Genomic DNA, 18,738 nt, shown 5'->3' on the forward strand with positions numbered 1-18,738 from the left:
TTACTGTAATTTTTTAATTATTAATGTTTGTCCTGCCCTTTCTCTTTCTTGGTTCACATACCTTAATGCATGCTCTAATTCTTCTTTTGTCCAAAGGTGTTTCTGTTTCCAAATTTCTTCAAAAACATAGGTTTCTCTTTGCCAAGCTTTTAATGGTAAATAAGAATTTCCTATCTCTTCAAAATGTTTTAGATGCGCCATCTCATGAAACATCAGATATTCTGTAGGATTTTTTGTTAATATTAATTGTTTTGAATGATGGTCAAACAAACCTGCAAAGTTTTCTTTTCTCATAAAGTAAAACAAATCCTGCAAACTGTCAAACTTTATTCCGGATAAAATTACGGGTTTAAAGTTTTTAATTATATCTTTATTAGCTACCCTACCAAAATCATTAAGCTTTATGTCTTCTTCTAAAATTAGTGTAGTTCTTCTTTTCTTTAAGTCTCCTCTAAATTTTCTGATTTGTGATTCTTTTAAAATTTTCCCACCCAAGTACTTATCAATATCGTGAGGCTTTGCCATTTTAGCAACTTCCTCCAACTGCCGTTCAGTTTTATAGAAATTGCTTCTTAAAAAAAGACCCGCTTCTTTATCATTAACAGTTTTAATGGCTTCGCCTTTATAATAAATATCATAAAGATTCTCTCCTGATTTTTTTACTGAAATATTTCTTTTATGAAGTTGCTGTAAAATATATTCAAAATTAGCATCTTTTCCTAAAAAAGGTTTCAACAACTTTTTCAGAAGATTGTTTTGTCCTCCAGTGATAACTACTTCTTCTATTGCAGTGGTGGCATTCTTTGCCTGGTAGGCATCCAGCTCTGTTATCAGCTTCTCCAGTTGTTCTGTAAAAATACGGTAATTTGCTTTTAGATTTTTGATGTTTTTCAGTTTTTCTACAAGTGCGGGACCGTAGGTAAGGATGCCTTCTATCATTACCACACTCAAGATCCCCATCCCGACCAATCCGTAGATGACATCCCAATTTTCTACAAACCATTTCCCTTCGGTATATTGTGACAAAAATTGCTTTACATCTTTGTCCATCATTACCAGATCCACTGATGCCAAACCAAGGTCTGCAATTGCAAGAACTGATGCCTGACCTGTAATTCCCATTGTAAGCAATCCTGCAAATATTGCAATAATATCTCCACCAATGCGGATGCAGCGCATGACTTCTGCCCATTCTTTTTCGTCTGCCACCGCTTTTAGGAAAAGAGCGGTTACCAAGTCTGCTTTTCCTGTTTCCCGATCCAGATAGTGAACCAGATGGAGCGGATGATAAAGGTAGCCCGGATCTGCATCTTCATCACTGGTAAAAGTTTGTTCTGTTGTAGTTCCCCCTTTGCCAAACTCATCTGTTTCTTGCTGTTCTCTGGTTTGTGTAACAGTTTTCTTTTGCTGAAGGAAAATGCTGTCTTTGTAATCGAAATCCCAATCTAAGCTTAGAGCTCCTTTTATGATATTGAGTGTATCATTCAATTCAAGGATATTAGATTCTATGAAGTATCCTTTTCCGCTTAACAGCGCATTTTTTGTTATTCTGTTTTCCCCGTCTGAGCTGCTTCTGGCAATATTATTCAAAACTGAAGTGAAGATAATCCTGTTTGATAACTTAATTCCTAAAACTTCCGAAGCACCATCGAGATTATCATAAATCTCTGTGAGCAGCTTCGGGTTTTTCCAGAAAAAGTCGGCTACTTCTTTATAATTTCTGAACATTCCCATTACTTTTATTAAAAGAGAACTGGTATCTTTTGTCCAGCTGAGCCATCCTGTATCATCTTCTTTCGTAAGAATTACTAAATGAGTTATCACCTTGTAGGTGGTTAGGCTTATATTTTTCAAAAAAGCATTTGGAAGCTGGCTATAGACTACAGACAACTCTTTTGCTGTATTAGAATTATTGAGAAAATAGGTGAAATCTTTTGTAAAAAACTGAGCTGAGTTTTTATCTGTTTCTATATTTCCGTATCCTATATGCAGAAGCAGATATTTAAAATCTTCAAAAGATTTTGTTTTCAGCACAATTGCAATGTCTTCCGCTTCTTCATATTTAAAAGATAATGTGAAATTCAGTTTATAATCTTGATCCAGATACATTTCCATAAATGGTCTGTCCCATTTTACAAGATTTGAAATCTGCACAGCTCCATCTTTCAAAGATATTCTTGCAGAGATGTCTATATGATGGTCTTGATTATCTAAAATATATGTTTGTGGTAAATCGTTCAGATATTTTTTAAACTCAAAAAGCAAATTACTACCCTTACCCGATTTATAGGCTGCTCGTAAATCATCTGTTAATAATGTCAGGTTTATATATTCATCGTCTTTGTAATTTATAGATTTGGAATTATTTATACTCCTTTCTACTAATGACTTACTCATAACAGGATTGGAATAAGAATCTTTGCTTACTAAACTTTTGTAAGAAGCTAATAGCACCTTTTGGCTTTCCTCGTCAAAGTCATCAAAGTCCTTGAAATATTCTTTGTGTTTCATTTTATTATTTTAAATTAAAAAGGGCGGCTTAGAAAAACCGCCCTTATTGGATTAAACAAAAAGTTATTATTCTAAAGCTTCTTTAAGATCTTCCAAAGAAAGCTGTGCAATGACCTGATGAGGATTGTCACTGTTGGTCAACTGCAGATAATCGTTGTTGATCTCGATATTCTCGACCAGTTTGCTTTTCTCTGCTTCCATCATTGCATCTACCGGTACGAAATTACTTTCTGTAATTACTTCTTCCGGATTTTCGAAATCCATTGGATCTTCTTTCGTAAATGGTAAAGCATGCTGCACTTCCAATCCAATGCTTTGTGCCTGGAGGATCGTAAGCGATGTCGGGATTCTTGTGATCCAAGGATTGCCTTGGGTTTCTCCTTTTACATCTTTCAATTCATCTACAATAGACAGATACATTGGATCTCCGATGACAGGAACTTCTCCGCCACTCCATAATCTGCCGGTTGACATATAGAACTGAACGGCATCTTCGAAGCCGGGACGAACCGTAACCACCACTCTTGCCATCCCACTTCTAAGGAAAGAACGGAACAGTGGATCTACATTTTCTGAAACATACATATCTCCCCATTCTGTTTTGTTTGCCCAATAATATGGATACAGGTTATAAGACATAATATCCCATTCGAAGGCCTGCTCCATAAATTTAGCGAAAGAAGTATATTCGTCGATATCTGTTCTTTCTACTTTGAAATCAATTAGCTTATCACCAGTGTACATTTTTGTTCCAATATTCTTGGTTTTCGATTTGTCATCTGTGAGATATGCAATACAGTTGTGCTTAAGAACTTCCTGCTCGATCTGGCGGTAGAACATTGGATTGGCTCCTTTGATATTATCTGCTTTGGCATCTTCTTCTGCAATTTGGTTGTTGTATTCTGTCATTGCATCTTCGTAGGCCTGGATGATGGCGTTGAAGGTTTTTTGCTGCCATTGTTGTTTTAATTCATTTACTATTTGTAATTGGATAACAACATTTAAATTACCTGCCCAATATCTGTCGAAATATGCTGAAACAGATAAACTATCAGAAACATTTGGAAGAACATTATGCGTTGCATCAACACTTCCATTTCCAGTAAATGTTTTATCTCCAATTACAACACCCCAATTAGCACTAATGTATGGTCTTCCTGTAAAAGCAAGATTAAAATTAGTTGCATTATATCCAGTAGGAATAGCTAAATTTTCACTCTTATTTTCACTCATCGATTCTGTATTTAATTTAGAAAAAGAATGACTCCAAGCGAGTGTTTTGTTATCGACTGGTTTTTCGCCTATCTCAACATTATAAACACTAGCCCAATGTTTCAAAACATCTTCAGTATTTAAAGCTGTATAATCGGGCATTGGTAAATATTTTGATTCTCTAGGGTCAATAGGTTCTGAAATTTTTTCACGAGAGTTCATTGCAAGCGTATGCATTTTAGAAGGTTGCGGAACTGCAAACTCGAACATCAGACGTTTTCCGTAGTTCCAGACCTGGTTTTTCATCAGTTTATCCACCCATCTGTAAACGCCTACGACGTGCTTATCACCTTTTCTATTATCAAAACCGTGAGAGTTATTTTCTTCAAACTCTTCAACAATTTTCTCGATTCGTTCCTGATGAACTTTGGTAACCACTCTGTCCAAAGCTCTCGCCGTGACATCCTGAGCCTGAGTAATCGCTTGTCTCATGCTTTCTTCTTTGTTGCGATGGTTGGCGTAGCTTGCACTTAATTGTGCAGAGAAATTTCCTCCAACACCGGTATTATAACTATAGCTAGTATTTGCGTTGATGCCTTTATCTGTTGCTTCCTGTAAAATTTTCGCCACTTCGGACTGCATTTCGAAACGGCTGGATGTGGTTGTATCGGTCAGCTGTTCTCTTTCGGTATCGGAAGAAGAGGTCTCCGTCACCTCGCTTCTGCGTAATCTTCTTGTGGATTTTTCACGGTACTCACGGGCCATAATATTTTCGATAGCCGCTACTTCTCCTTCCACGTAAGCGTGTGTAGATTGTTCTACTTTGAGGTAATCTGCGATCCCTAATCTTTTGATTCCGAAACCTTTTGGGATGAAAGAATTGTTTGTGCTGACTGGGGTGGTTGGAGTGTCTGGGTTATCCGGAGTGTCTGGATCATCATTGGGTGTATTGGTATCATATGGTGATAAACTTGAGTCTCCAAAATAATGTCCTTCTGCTGCACTAGTAGAAACATTGGAATTTCTAATCATAGTAAGACCCAGAGAGTACTCATTCCCATCAGACAGTTTGATTGTTCCCTGCACAAAAAAAGCATTAGGATCCACAACTCCTACTGCTAGAAAAGTTTGATTATTAAAAAGTTTATAAGATCCATTAGTCGTTTGTAAAAAATAGGTATCATTAATATCCCCTGAAATTCCTCTGGTTTTATAGTTTGCGTTAATAATACTAATGGAAGAATCTAAAAATGTAATCAAAACACTCCATTTATTCGGTGCTACAGCAATTGTTTTGGCTAAAAACTTTACACCTTCTGTTTTATCAGCAACACCTTTATTAACCGGAATCAAAACACCGCCAACGCTCACATATTCTTGTTTTTCGATCTCTGTATTCTGATAAATTTCTTCATTCAGAGCGGATAATCTTTCATCGATCGTTTCAAGCATCTCTCCAAAGCTCAGGTTTTCGTCTTCCGGAAGAATGAACTGGTCATGATCTATTTCCAGAATGTTTTCTTGTGGGACATTGCCATTAGAGATCCCAGCCATATCTTCAGCAGGCACATACTCTCCTATTAATTTTGCAAATGATGTAAGGGAATCCTGTGATAATTTGGCTTGTAAAAAAGCAGTATCTCTTTCCTGTCTGAATTCAAATTCAAAATCAGGAACTTCGGGTTTTGCTACCTGGCTCAAAGCTAACTTTTTAGCAGCTTCTGACATCTCTTCTGTAAATGTGGCCTCGACCTGCAAAAGCTGAGCATCATAAGCCTCATAAAGCGGTTTTACAAGATCCTGATAATCTTTGAGAGCGAGATCATAGGATTTTGCATATTGCTTTCTGTAAATTTTTTCAGCTTTGGTAAGGTCTTTTTTCAGCTCTTGCAACTGCGATTTTTCATAAGAAGCTATAGCAACCTTTTGGCGTTTCAAATCAGATTCCGTCGGGAAATATGCTGTATTTGTACTTCCCGTAACATTATTGTTTGTCTCTCCTGAAACATTGTTGTTTGTCTCTCCACCACTAATGTAATCTGATGATCCAACATGACTAGCGCCAACAGTATAAGGATTTGCATTAATACCCACAGGAACAGAATCTACAAAAAGAGATTCCGGAAGGACAACTTTTGCAGTTGAGATTTCTTTTTCCTTTACTTTCTTCTTCTTTGTATCAACTTCTGTGGAAAAAGTATTGTAATTGTCAATATAGTGCAAAGTTTGCAACATCTGGGTTATAATCTCTTTAACATAAAAATCTTCCTGTACCAGAACCTGATAAATCAAACTATCCCAAAGAGAAGTAACAACTACCGCATCAGCAGTAAGATCAACTATTTGTTCAGATGTCAATGATTCATTTTCTATTAAAATCTTACTTAAATCATATAGATCTGTAAAATCTCTTTTTAGTGCCCCTTCAGTTCTATAGATTTTAGTTAAATCAAAACCATCTGTTTTTACTTTGTCTGTCAGAAAATCTATTTTTGTCTTTCCTGATGATGCCCAGTCATTATTATTAAAAAAAGCATCAAAAACGCCTTTATTGAGATCTTCATCTCTGAAAATAAATTTTTTATTACCATCTCTTTTTGCCAACTGCGGGTTTCTAAGGCTTACGAAACGGAAAAGTGTTTGTGTGGCAGGATTGGATGTTACCTGCGAATTGTTATCTGGATTGGTTAAATCGCTCATTTTGTTTGTTTTTTAATTGTTGTTTGTTTTGTTTTTTGGACATTTCTCTGGCTGTTCCAATATTTGTAGTGACTGGAATATCTTTAAGAAATGATATTGTTGTTGTTTAATTTCTCGTGTGCGAGAAGGGCAAATTATTCTGTGAGATTATGTTCTGAGATGTAATCTTCCAGTTCCTGTTCTGTGTCGAACTCTACGCCTACAGCATCTCCTGCAGGATAGGTGGGAAACTCCGATGAGTTATTATTGAGTTTAAAAATTATTGCTTTAGACTCTTCATCATACACCAATGCATATTTTTTTGTAAGTATTTTCATCGTTTTTGAATTTTAAGAAAATGATAAAGTTATTCCTAACCCACTTGTAGCCGCACTTCCAGTTATCTTTGTAATCGCAGCTAAAGCCGTTCTGATTGGTTTATTGGTATCAGGATCTTCGTAAGCCGAGTCATAAGTTGATCCACTAAATTGCATTTTTTTATTTACTGATGTGACTGATGTTACTTTGTTAGCAAAATCAATAAGAAACCTTGATAATGCCGTCCCTGTAAGTTTTGTTCCTGTATTTATTCCATGATAGTAGATAAAATCAACATTAAAACCTCCTCCATCTGAAATTACTTGCGGAAAATTAGCTCCTCCTGTATAAGTAACAGATGTTCCAGCAAAATCTCCCATATTTACCGACATTCTATTAGGGTTACCATTCCAGAATTTTCTTAAATCTAGTCCAATTATTAATCCTGATAATTGCCTTAATTCCGGAAAATTTGAAATCTGAGAAAACTCGTCATTGATTGTGGAATTGAAAGTTACGTTTACATACAATCTTGTTAAAGCCTGTAAACCTTTCAAAGCTGAGGTATAGGTTCCTGAGAACATTCTTAATTTTGGTAAATAAGATACATCCTGACTCGGGCTAATACCTGCATGCAAGCTTCTAATATTATAAAAAGCAGTCACTGTCGTTAATTCCGGGTGTGGGAGTTTGAATATCATATTATTCAAACTTCCATTAGCATACTTCCACGTAACAGTAAATGAAGTAATCGTCGAATATCCTGGAAAAAAAATGTAAGCTGGATTACTTGAATTAGAAGGATTTAGATAATCGTCCTGAGAGTCTGAAATATCTCTTATTACTGATGCAACATTTTCTCCCGTCGTAATTTTATTCACTATATCCTTAAAATAAACCATAAAATAATTTTGACTGGAATTTACTGTAAAGGTGTAAGCTATATTAAATCCAGAGGATGATGGTTTTACTATGTCTAATATAATATTAGGATTCCCAGAAACAACCTGTCTGTTTTTATTTATCCCTAAAACAATAGGCGTGATTCCGTCTTTATATTTTTTACTCATTTTTTAAGGCATTACATTTATTATTTTAACTGCATTTTTTTGCTCAGCACTCAATCCATTCCATACAGCAGTTGTTACTGTCCACTCTGTAAGCTGGACGCCGTTGAATAAAGCTCTCTGTACCTCTGTCCCTGTAGACGAACCGTTACTGGTCTGAACATAATAATCACCCCTTTTTATTGCTAGATTTGTCAATTCTGTCAAGTTTGGTGGGTTTTGTGTTCCATATTTTAAATTTGAAATCGGAGCAAAAGTCGTATTTAAGTTGATGTCCAGACTTTCTGCAGGGATCAAATCTTCCTTATGCCAATAGGAATCCATCCATTCATAAAAAGCATCCTGATCTGGTGTATCATTGGTTTCAAAGTAGGTTTTTAGTACTGTTTTTGTTGTCATTTTGTTAAAATTTAAAGTGTTAATAAATAATGTTTTCGTTATAATCTTCCCGAAAGAAGTTTTCTATCTCATCCAGATCATATTCATAATCCAGATCTGTGTTCTCAATATCTTCCCACTCGATGCTGTAGATCGGTTCGTGGGAAAATTTTTCTATGGTGTTTTCTAATGTGTTTTGCATTTTAATATTTTGTGATTGGGTAATAGTGGTTTTCATCAGCTTTTTACGGCTAACATTCAAGTTGATTTTTAAAAGTGATTTGATTATTTAATTAAGGCCTTAATTATAATCCAAAAGTAGTTGGCGCTAACGCCAAAACTCGTCGTAATAAATTTTATTTTTTGTCTTCATCAATTGTGTTTTGTCCTTTTTCTATAAGCCAAAGATATTCTGCGGAGACGCCAAAACTCGTCGTGTTATATTTTATTTTTAATTAATTTATCCGCGATTTGGTTCAGCAATATGTTATTCTCCTCCACATAGAATAATCCTGCCTGTATAAGAGCTTCCAGGTTTTTCTTTTTCACATTATCCATCTCCGGAGAAGCGGTTTTGAGGGAAGGATTGATCCTGTAATAATTCTGCTGATTGCGTTTTCCCAAAGTCATAAACATCTGGCTGAGTTGATAATCCACCGTCTCGGCATTGGCAGAAAGCAGAATATCTATAATTGGCCCTACCCAGGCGAGCTTTCCGATGTTTCGATATTTCTTGATTGGGTAAGTTTTCATTTCCGTCCCTGTTCCAATAGAGACAATCATCATATCGTTTACAGACGGATAATTTGGTTTGAAGGGGTTTTGGAAGATCGTTGCAAAAGGCATTTTTCTGGCTTCTGCATAGGCGCACAGAGCAGGATTATTGGCAAACATTCCGCCGTCTATAAGACTGAAAAATTGTCCGTATTTTGATTTGATCTGAACCGGCGCAAAATAAGTCGGTGCCGCAGAAGTTGCACGGCAAACATCCCTCACCAAAAAATTCTGCTGGCTTTGCTGGGCATTAATTGTATTAAAGAGTTTTGCCTTTCTGTTCTCGATATCATAGCTGGTGATGAGTGATGGTTTTATAAAATCCTTGAGTTCCAGATCTCCGAAAAAATCCTTGAGCTGTCTCTCCAGATTGTCCTGAGAAATACGTTCGCTGAACAATCCAAACGGATTCACAAGGCTTTCCCAAAGAGAAACATTGAAGATGTCTCCTCCTTTTTCGGTATAAAGTTCAAAAGCTTTTTTGATGGAATATCTGGCTTTTTTATTCTCATCAGGATAGAGTAAAACTGAGGCGAGGATTCCGCCGGTGCTGCTTCCCGCAATCATATCGAAGTAGTCTCCGAGTTTTGCATTCGGATGGTCTTTCTGCTGCAGAAGTTCTTCCAAATAACGGAGTATGATGCAGGAAATAATCCCTCTGATACCGCCGCCATCCAAAGAAAGTATCGTTATCTTTTTCATTTGCATAATATGTATTGATTTGATATTACAAAAGTAGATGTGGATAGCGACAGAAGTTGACGTGATATATTTTGTTTTGGATTTTTTGAAAAGAAAAAGCCGATCAAAAAAATGAACGGCTTGTAAATATTTATTTTGTTTTAAGGCTTGGTTGTTTTGGACTTCGGAGAGTCATCTATATTCACGCCCCAGTCTGCCAGTTTTTTGGGATTGTCCCCGAAGGTGGCTTTCAGCAGGGCGATGCTTTGCTTCACGGCTTTGGTTATATCCGGCATCTGCAGGTCTCTTGCGGCGTACTGCTTCTCCATCTCTCCTTTGTGAAACTCGGCGTCTGTATGGGCCTGGAGACCGACGGCTATTTTGGGGCCTGTTGTTTTCCAGTCGATGTCGTCTAACAGCAGCAGTGGGCTTTGTCCGCCTAATTCTAAATGCTTGTCATAAATCTTTTGGGCTACGTCGAGATTTTCTTTTGGGTTTTTACCAAGGACTACCCTTCCTTTTGTTCTACTCATTTGTGTGGTTTTTATTGTTGATATTAGTAAACGAATACACACAAATATATTAAAATAATCATAGGCAGGATGCAAATCAGCAATATTTTTTATCGAAATAGTCAACAGAAAACAAAAATAATGAATTCCTTGGTATATTCTTTTTAATGTAAGAAATGGCAAATCTATTAATGGAAATGGCAAATCATATTTTGGATTTGACAATTCCATCATTGGAAACAACATATTTATTAGCGGAAATGGCGAATCTTATATTGGATCTGGCGATTCCATTATTGGAAATGGCATATCTGATATTGGAGATTGTATGTCTCTTATCTGCAACATCGAATATCATAGATGGTTGTATCAACCGCATTAATTTTATTTATGTTAAAGCACAGGTTGCAAATCTATGCTATTTGGGAGTAATATAGAATTATTCATTTTTTGTTTGTTTTAAAATGAATTTTTCTAATTTATTGACATCAATAATGTCCGAATCAATAGAAAAACAAATTAATTTTTTATCATTTTCATAAATATACCAAGTGGTTTTGCTTTTATAGGGATTGAAAACTAAAATACCGTTCCACTTTTCCCATCTACTAAATGATTGGGTGTGCTTTATGTTATCACCTATTATTCTTTCTACACTTTTTAGAACAGTATTATCATCATTTTTTTCAAAATTCAAAACCAATTTAGAAGAATGTCCGTCTTCCGATATATATGTTTTTTGAAATTGATTTTTAGAATCAGATTCTGAAGGTTCATAACGTTTCAAAGTGCCTTGATGACTAGATATAATGTTGGCATTTTTTAATATTAATTTCTCTTCTTCAGTTTTAATTTTTAAGTACCTCTCTATGGTAGGGAAGCCTGTATAGATATTTTCTAAAAATCGAAATGATATTAGTTTTCTTAATTTTGAATAATTTAATCCAACATTTATAATGTAATCATTTTTATTTCTTCGTTCACTAATTAAAATCTTTGCGTTAACAAATTTTTCAGTTTTACTATTGCTATCGGATGGAAATTCTTCGATTAATATTTGCTTTAATTCTACACGATTCCAATCTATTCTCAATTTTTTATCATCATTCAAATAATCTTTTCTGCAGTCAAGAAAACTTCTAAGAATATTATCTTTATAACTTGTATTATAATATTTATAATTTGAGCTGTCCGTCAATTTGTTATAACTCAATGTATCTCCTTTTATTAGGTAGGTCGTGATATATTGGTCATAAGTTTCAAACTTATCATAAAATGAATTCAAATTATCATCCTTCAAATAGCTGACAATATCTTTTATATCATTTTCGATATTCTGTTTACTTTGTGAAAACAACATCATGCTCATTCCACAAGTAATCAATAAAGAAAAAAAGCTTTTCATCTTATAACAATTTATTAAATATTAATATTACGGTTATTTTTTATAAAAAACCACTTCTTATTATTTTCGGAAGTAGTTTGTTTTTAAGTATTATGTTACTTTAAAATCTTATACGTTGTATAATCTTTAATAGTCTTTAATTCATAAATCTCCTGCTTATCGGCATCTATAATCCTAATATTACCTAAAGGGACATTTTGACAATGGATAAAATTAATGAATTTTCCTGCATTAAATTTACCCTTTACAATAATATCAAACCCTTTTTCTACTTCTAATGAACTATACCATTCCCAGTTCTTGAGTCTTTGATAGTCATCAATATTAGAATTAACGCTAAATAATAATTCATCATATTTTTTATCCTCACTATTCAATTGTTCCAATTTATCTGCAATTCCTTGAGGAATTAATTTCTTCCATTCAGGGTCTTCGTCATTTAAACTTTTGTTTTTTAAAATTACTAAAACAGCATTCCTAAAATTATCTAATACTTCTTTAGCATTATTAATATTTCTTACTCTTACAATTTGATAACCTTTCGACGGTTTTTCCCCTTTTATGTTATATCGTATTTGCCCTTGTTCTGTCATTTTTTTATTTTTTTATAATTACTGCTTTTTTATTGAAGATATTTTCAAAATCTTCCATTTTCATAACATAAGAAGCTCCTTGATTTATAGGCAATGGATCCCTCAAAAAGACCTTTCCATTTTCAACTTTCTCTAATACTTTTGCATGGGCACTTCCAAATCCATCTTTATATACACTTACAATTGCCTTATCTCCTTGTTCTAATTTCTCCAATAGCTTGGCAAATTTAATATCTTCTTCTGCAATAGTTGTCATTTCATAGTAATACAGCTTCTCATCAAAAAGTTTTGGTATATCCAAAATAGAAGCTCCATCATTTTTTTGAGTTTCTAACAATCCTGCTAAATAATCTTCACTCAATACAAAACCTCTATCATCCATTGCCATTCTTAATGAAGTTGCAGCACAGGTATTATCAGCAGACTGTCCAAAAACTTTAGTTTCACTTATCCATCTTTCTATTTTAATTCCTGCATTTTCCGCAAAAGTTTTATTAATATCTCCTCCACCTTTCTGTAGCTTTTTACCTTTCAGTATTACCTCTTCAATATCCTGCGCTTCCTCTGCCAGATCTTCTGCTTTCGCTCCATTCTTTGTTCCCTGCAACAATTCTTCTATAAATTTAATAAAACCTTTAAAGCCTTTCGCACAGGCTTTCGTAAAAAAACAGAACCACTTTTGAAGTAAAAAATGGTTCTGTTATAATAATTAGATTAATTCTCTATCGGGAAAACTTGCCTTATAAATTTTAAGAGTTCTTCAATGGTTTTGAATTCTTTTTCTGTTGAAATCTGACCAACTAAGTAACTTATTATTAATTTATTTGAAAGAGTAATACCAAATGTTTTGTTTAAAACAAATGTTCCATCAATAGGTCCAGAATCTCCTTTAATTCCGGAAAACAATGCACCATTTTTTTGATAACAATAGTATCCTAAACTCTCTAACTCTTCTTGTAATTTATTAATGTTCATATTTTAATTTTTAATTTTTAAACCAAAAAGCATATTTACCTGTTCTATTCCAAGCGCTTTCAAAATCTTCAAGTTTTATAGTTGCTTTCACTCCTTTTCCTTTTGAAATTCCTTCAATTGGCCAAGGGTCTCTAATATGTACTAATCCATTTTCAAATTTATCAATAATAATTGCGTGGTTTCCTCCATTGGGAGATTCTTTTATCCACGCAATCCAAGGATTTTTTTTGCTTAATATTTTAATTAATTCAGATGTTTCAACTGGAATGTGGTCTATTGTTCCTTCACTAAACTCATTATCTTTGAAAATCTTTTTTGCTGCATCAGACATTCCTTTTTCAAAAGTCCCCATTTCTTCAGTAGTTCCAGCCAACTTTCTTATTGCCGCCTCACTCATTTCAATTCCTTTATCTTTTGCTAATTGTCTGATACAGGCTGCTGCACAAGACATACTATGTTCCTGAGCAAGCATATCTCGGGAAAGAACTTCAAGATATTTCAATACTCCTCCAGTTCCAGTCCTTATTTTAGGTTGCAGAATCTTCTCCCAAAAATATCTTAACTCTCTGTGGTCTCCTTTAAAGATTGGTTTTTCTTTCCATTTCAGAAGGTAGCCGTCTGCTTTGGCAATTATTTCTATGCCTAAGTCCCTAAACCCAAATCTAACATTTCTGCCAATGTCAAAGATATTTCTTGGTTTCTTACCTTTCAATATCACTTCCTCAATATCCTGAACATCCTCTGCCAGATCTTCTGCTTTCGCGCCATTCTTCGCACCCTGCAACAATTCTTCTATAAATTTAATAAAACCTCTGAAACCTTTTGCACAGGCTTTCCCAAATCTAATAATAAATTTTGAGAGAAAAGCCAATAAATCCGTAATCCCCATTGTTACCACAGAAACAGTTTCTTTGCCCAATGTCCTCAACAGACTTGCCATTTTCTCCACATAAGTAGCACCTTTTACCACATTGCCGGCTCCTTCTGTAAAGAAAAGAAGCAGAACGTTTATCAGAACTTCAAAGCCAAGAACGCCTACATAAAAAGCAACCGTATAACGGGAGACACCATCCCAATAGGCCTTCATCTTGTCCAAAGCGCCCTCCATATCGGAGAGAGAAAAATCTCCGCTTCCTTTAAAAAGATCTTTTACGCCTTGCAGAAATTTGGGTCCATTTTCATGTATCCAGTCCAGTACATCTTCTGCTTTTTCCAACAGGTCTCTTCTTTCCAGATATTGTTTGTAAGAAAATGTAAGAGTAGGCTGCAGAAGAAATTCCAGAATATAAAGCAGACATTGCAACAGGCTAATAAGACCACTTATAATCCCGCAATAAAAAGCATTCGCTAATTTCAGAATTTCTAAGTCTAAATCTATTATGGAATCTATAGCATCCGACAGGAAATCCTTAATCGTATTAATAATACCATTGATTTTGGTGACAAGTTTTTTAAAAGATTCCGGCAGATGTTCTATAGAGGCATCTTTTATTTTACTTGCTGCCTGTTTTACCAAGTCCCAGACTTTTGTAAATGCGGCGTCTGCTCCCTGAACAAAAGGATTATCCCCCAAATTTTCGAAAAACTGAGCTGCTTTGCTCATATTTACAGGAACAGGAACTCCCAAAACAGGAATTATGGGTGTATATTCTTTAGACTCAGGATCGTAATTCTTTTCCGAAGGCTTAAGATTTTCTAGCTTATCCGCACACCAGCCAATGGCATCTGCAGGAATGGAAGATATATTTCCAAGAAGTTCATCAAGCTGTTTATCATTTGTCAAATACTGATATTCTCTTCTTAAAGCCTGATAAACAGCTGTTGCATCAATCTTATCCTTTTCATAAGTATAAGCAAGCTGCGACAGATAGGAAGCTTCATCCTGCAAAGAGGTAATATCTTTAAAAAACTTTCCATTAATCTTGGATGGAATGGGTTTGGGAAAATACTTAAACATCGAAACAAAATAACCGCCCATTCTGGCTATGTAAAAAGGTCCTGCAAAATTGGATTTCGTAACATCAGGCTTCTCATAAAACAGAAAAAGAGCCTGATCTTTTCTGGCATTAGCTTCAGAATTACGATATACTTCAGAGCCGTTTTTGCAGGGCTGAACTTCCGCATAATATTCAATCCCTTTTTCTCCTTTTTCATTAATACCGGTAGAAGCAAATATGGAAACCGGGTTGTCTGTGAGATAAGAATAACCCAATGGTGTTTCTCTGTAATCGTGGAAAGGGCTTCTGTAGTCAGTAGAATTATTTTCTAATGCTATACTTTTAAGAGTTCCTGGCTGATTTTTAAAGTTAAGGGCTTTTCCAGAACTTGCTATGTCTTTTAAAATCTTCTGACTTTCTTCATCAAAATCTTCAATATCTTTTAATAAGTTATTCATACAATTGGTTTTAAAATTATTATGATCCAAAAGTAAATGAGGGTAACGCCAAAACTCGTCGCAATAAAAATTGATTTTAAAAAATTACATATCCATTTTTGTCTTTCGGAAGTTTGATGAGTTTTCTCCAGGAAATTTTGATTTCGGAGGTTTTGGTTTTGATGGATTTCTTTTCGAAGTGAGGAAGGTCTTTGAAGGTTTTCCAGTTTCCGCCCCAATCCCAGCCGTGCTTTGCGAAGATCTTCACACATTCGTACCAATCGGCGATCTGATCATTGTCCCAATCTTTTGCGGTGTCCCAGCTTGCTGTTTTGCCATCGATTATCAAGCAGATATCCACTGCCAATCCATAATTATGGATGCTTTGTCCGGGTTTTGCATTGGTTACTTTCTTGCCGGGTTTTGTTCGTCCGATTGCATACAGTTGGACCTGTTCTTCGAAAGTTCGCAGCCCTTGTGTGATTCTGATTTTTGCTCTGCCGGTAAGTGCAGAATCACATTCGGTGATGATTTTTTGTACCTCATCTCTTATAAGCGGATGAAGTTTTTCTATTCTGGTTTGTGTAATATTGTCCATTTTTTGATATTTAATGAGACAAAATTAACAATGGATAACGACAAAAGTTGTCGTAAGAAATTAAATCTGGGCAAAAAAAAAGGATCACTTTATCAAGTAATCCTTTGTAATTTTGAGTAACTAATATTATTTTTTAATCATTTTTTTGCTGATAGTCCCCGACTTGGTTTTAATGGAAACTGTATAAATTCCTTTTTCAAGATTAGAAACATCGAATTTGTTATCAATTGATTCTAATTGTGTTTTAACAACTTTTCCTGAAAAGTCATAAATTTTAACAGAAACAACATCAGTTGCATTATTGATCGTGAAAAAATCTGTTGCAGGATTTGGGTACAAGGTTAAATCTTTTTTATTGATATCATTTACAGCCATTAGAGGTGTAGCTTCGACATCAATATCATCTATGCTCAGAAGATTTCCGTTAGTATAGTCATTGACCCAAGCCAGATAAACTGTTTGACCGGCATAAGCAGATAAGTCAACCTGATATGGATTAAGGTCTATAATTGGAGAATTGACCGCATGTGCTACAGATAAAACATTTGTAAACGAAGCTTTTGCAGTATTGGTTGTGGAAATTTTCAGTTTGAAGCCATCATCATAAGGGCTGGTATCGTGAGACCTTGCAAAGAACTCCAAGGCAATGGCTGAATTTGTCGGCAACGTAATAGCTGGTGAAATGAGCCATCTGTCAGCCGGCGCAATCGTTGTAAACCAAGACGGCGAGGTCGCAACCGTATTTCCGCTTTCTGCTGTCCAGGAGACAATTTCCCAGGCATTAGAAAATAAAGAAGCATAAGTTCCGTAAGGTGTATTGGCATCATTATACAAAGTCCAGCCTGCACCATATAAATCTGTTACATCTTCAAAGCTTTCTGTATAAACAGTTTGAGCACTTCCCATAACCGAGGCCAATAAAATAGAAAATAAAAGTTTTTTCATAAATTAAAATTTTTATAATTGACGTAAATATAAAAAAACCGTCTCGTAATAAAACGAAACGGTTGATATTATTTTTACAGATAAATAATTACTCTGCAGAAGTTTCTTCAGTTGCAGCTTCTGCTCCACCTTCTGTTACTTCTTCTTCGTCATCATCATCCATTGCTGCTGCAGCATTTTTACTAGCATTTCTAGACATTTTAACAGCTACTACTACTGCATTGTCCGGGTGCATAAATGTGTATTTGTCATTTTTAAGACTTTCAACATAAAGTTTGTTTCCGATCTTAAGCGGTGTAATATCCACAACGATCTCGTCTGGCAAGTTAGCAGGGATTGCTTTTACTTTTAGTTTTCTGTAAGTTTGTCTAAGAACACCACCGGCAACCACACCTTTGGAACGACCTGTAACTCTTACAGGAACTTCCATAATAACCGGTTTGTCTGCACTCAACTGATAGAAATCAGCGTGAAGGATCTTGTCTGTAAGCGGGTGGAACTGGATGTCCTGAAGAACAGCAGGGATAGTTTGTCCGTCAACTTCAATAGATACCGTGTGTGCTTCAGGAGTGTATACCAAACCTTTGAAAGATCTTTCTTCAGCAGAAAAATTCAATGGTTCTGTACCTCCGTAAACAACACAAGGAACTAATTCAGCATCACGTAAAGCTTTAGTAGACTTTTTGCCCACGCTTTCTCTTTTTGTACCTTGAATTGTAATAGATTTCATTTTGTATAAAATTATTTTAAGGGTGCAAAGATATTAATTTTTTTTAAATAATAAACTTCTCACTTATGGATTTGTGCTCGTGCACCATTTTCATCACATCAGCAAATAATTCTGCACAAGACAAAACTCTGATTTTTGAAGATCTATTTTCTTTCAGAGGAATAGAATCTGTTACAATAACTTCCAAAAGCTGAGAGTTTTCTATATTCTCATAAGCCTTGCCGGATAAAACACCGTGCGTGGCCATTGCTCTTACAGACTTTGCCCCTTTTTCCATCAGGATATCTGCTGCTTTGCAAAGTGTACCTGCTGTATCGATCATATCATCAATAAGAATCACGTTCTTATCTTTTACATCACCAATGAGGAACATTTCCTCAATAACATTGGCTTTTTTTCTTTCCTTATAAGCAATTACAACATCGGCTCCCAAATGTCCGGCATAATTTTTTGCTCTTTTTGCACCACCCATATCTGGCGAAGCAATCGTCAAATTATCAAGGTTAAGAGATCTGATGTAATCTACAAAAATGGTAGAAGCATATAGATGATCCACAGGAATCTCAAAGAATCCCTGGATCTGATCTGCGTGGAGATCCATCGTCATAATTCTTGTCGCACCGGCCGCAGTCAAAAGATTGGCAACCAGTTTTGCTCCGATTGGCGCTCTTGGTTTGTCTTTTCTGTCCTGTCTTGCCAAACCGTAATAAGGAATAACAACTGTAATATTTTTAGCAGATGCTCTTTTTGCAGCATCGATCATTAACAACAATTCCAGAAGGTTATCTGCTGGCGGAAACGTAGATGCAATAAGGAAAACACGAGCTCCTCTTACAGACTGCTCCAATACCGGCTCGAATTCTCCGTCACTGAAATGTTGAAAATTAATTTTTCCAAGTGGCTGCCCGTAACTCTGGGCAATCTTTTCCGCCAACTCGTGGCTGGTCCTTGTTGAAAATAGATAACTGGCTTGATGGTCTGACATT

General features: G+C 35.4%; 18 protein-coding genes. 1 reads left to right on the plus strand and 17 read right to left on the minus strand.

All coding sequences use genetic code 11. The features are described 5' to 3' along the window. The 8 genes from ACFJGY_RS00950 to ACFJGY_RS00985 form a co-directional block, all read right to left on the minus strand. Positions 1-2,511: a zincin-like metallopeptidase toxin domain-containing protein gene (locus ACFJGY_RS00950; protein ID WP_379966950.1), complete on the minus strand. Its 2,511-nt coding sequence runs from the start codon at positions 2,509-2,511 to the stop codon at positions 1-3. 66 nt (positions 2,512-2,577) lie between these two features. Then, positions 2,578-6,423, minus strand: coding sequence for a hypothetical protein (locus ACFJGY_RS00955; RefSeq protein WP_379966953.1), 3,846 nt, complete (start codon positions 6,421-6,423; stop codon positions 2,578-2,580). A gap of 134 nt (positions 6,424-6,557) precedes the next feature. Then, on the minus strand, positions 6,558-6,740 hold the full coding sequence (locus ACFJGY_RS00960; RefSeq protein ID WP_379966956.1) for a hypothetical protein: 183 nt from the start codon (positions 6,738-6,740) through the stop codon (positions 6,558-6,560). A gap of 12 nt (positions 6,741-6,752) precedes the next feature. Next, on the minus strand, positions 6,753-7,790 hold the full coding sequence (locus ACFJGY_RS00965) for a hypothetical protein (protein ID WP_379966959.1): 1,038 nt from the start codon (positions 7,788-7,790) through the stop codon (positions 6,753-6,755). 3 nt (positions 7,791-7,793) lie between these two features. Beyond that, positions 7,794-8,186 (minus strand): hypothetical protein, encoded by a 393-nt coding sequence (locus ACFJGY_RS00970; protein ID WP_379966962.1) that lies wholly within the window; start codon positions 8,184-8,186, stop codon positions 7,794-7,796. Positions 8,187-8,205: 19 nt separating this feature from the next. Then, a complete protein-coding gene (locus tag ACFJGY_RS00975) occupies positions 8,206-8,367 on the minus strand; it encodes a hypothetical protein (protein ID WP_379966965.1) in 162 nt (53 codons plus the stop codon). Between the two features lie 236 nt (positions 8,368-8,603). Then, positions 8,604-9,641, minus strand: coding sequence for a patatin-like phospholipase family protein (locus ACFJGY_RS00980; protein WP_379966968.1), 1,038 nt, complete (start codon positions 9,639-9,641; stop codon positions 8,604-8,606). A gap of 140 nt (positions 9,642-9,781) precedes the next feature. Beyond that, positions 9,782-10,153, minus strand: coding sequence for a hypothetical protein (locus ACFJGY_RS00985; protein WP_379966971.1), 372 nt, complete (start codon positions 10,151-10,153; stop codon positions 9,782-9,784). A gap of 155 nt (positions 10,154-10,308) precedes the next feature. On the opposite strand from ACFJGY_RS00985, the gene ACFJGY_RS00990 reads away from it, so the two are divergent. After that, positions 10,309-10,569 carry a hypothetical protein gene (locus ACFJGY_RS00990; protein WP_379966974.1) on the plus strand — a complete coding sequence of 87 codons (261 nt, stop codon included), beginning with the start codon at positions 10,309-10,311 and terminating at the stop codon, positions 10,567-10,569. Positions 10,570-10,571: 2 nt separating this feature from the next. Here ACFJGY_RS00990 and ACFJGY_RS00995 read toward each other — a convergent pair whose 3' ends face one another. The 9 genes from ACFJGY_RS00995 to ACFJGY_RS01035 all read right to left on the minus strand — a co-directional run bounded on the left by ACFJGY_RS00995 (position 10,572) and on the right by ACFJGY_RS01035 (position 18,737). Continuing rightward, positions 10,572-11,537, minus strand: coding sequence for a hypothetical protein (locus ACFJGY_RS00995; RefSeq protein WP_379966977.1), 966 nt, complete (start codon positions 11,535-11,537; stop codon positions 10,572-10,574). Between the two features lie 95 nt (positions 11,538-11,632). Next, a complete protein-coding gene (locus ACFJGY_RS01000) occupies positions 11,633-12,130 on the minus strand; it encodes a hypothetical protein (RefSeq protein ID WP_379966980.1) in 498 nt (165 codons plus the stop codon). A gap of 4 nt (positions 12,131-12,134) precedes the next feature. Further along, positions 12,135-12,740 carry a cysteine peptidase family C39 domain-containing protein gene (locus ACFJGY_RS01005; protein WP_379966983.1) on the minus strand — a complete coding sequence of 202 codons (606 nt, stop codon included), beginning with the start codon at positions 12,738-12,740 and terminating at the stop codon, positions 12,135-12,137. 104 nt (positions 12,741-12,844) lie between these two features. Next, a complete protein-coding gene (locus tag ACFJGY_RS01010) occupies positions 12,845-13,105 on the minus strand; it encodes a hypothetical protein (protein ID WP_379966986.1) in 261 nt (86 codons plus the stop codon). Between the two features lie 10 nt (positions 13,106-13,115). Next, positions 13,116-15,500, minus strand: a complete 2,385-nt coding sequence (locus ACFJGY_RS01015; RefSeq protein WP_379966989.1) for a cysteine peptidase family C39 domain-containing protein — start codon at positions 15,498-15,500, stop codon at positions 13,116-13,118. Positions 15,501-15,576: 76 nt separating this feature from the next. Next, positions 15,577-16,077 carry a M15 family metallopeptidase gene (locus ACFJGY_RS01020; RefSeq protein WP_379966992.1) on the minus strand — a complete coding sequence of 167 codons (501 nt, stop codon included), beginning with the start codon at positions 16,075-16,077 and terminating at the stop codon, positions 15,577-15,579. Between the two features lie 126 nt (positions 16,078-16,203). After that, positions 16,204-17,022 carry a choice-of-anchor J domain-containing protein gene (locus ACFJGY_RS01025; RefSeq protein WP_379966995.1) on the minus strand — a complete coding sequence of 273 codons (819 nt, stop codon included), beginning with the start codon at positions 17,020-17,022 and terminating at the stop codon, positions 16,204-16,206. Between the two features lie 88 nt (positions 17,023-17,110). Continuing rightward, positions 17,111-17,752: a 50S ribosomal protein L25/general stress protein Ctc gene (locus ACFJGY_RS01030; RefSeq protein WP_379966998.1), complete on the minus strand. Its 642-nt coding sequence runs from the start codon at positions 17,750-17,752 to the stop codon at positions 17,111-17,113. A 43-nt stretch (positions 17,753-17,795) separates the two neighbouring features. Beyond that, positions 17,796-18,737, minus strand: coding sequence for a ribose-phosphate pyrophosphokinase (locus ACFJGY_RS01035; protein ID WP_379967001.1), 942 nt, complete (start codon positions 18,735-18,737; stop codon positions 17,796-17,798). Between the last annotated feature and the right edge of the window lies 1 nt (position 18,738).

Origin of the sequence: Epilithonimonas sp. UC225_85, assembly GCF_042695135.1 — a bacterium.
GTDB lineage: Bacteria > Bacteroidota > Bacteroidia > Flavobacteriales > Weeksellaceae > Epilithonimonas.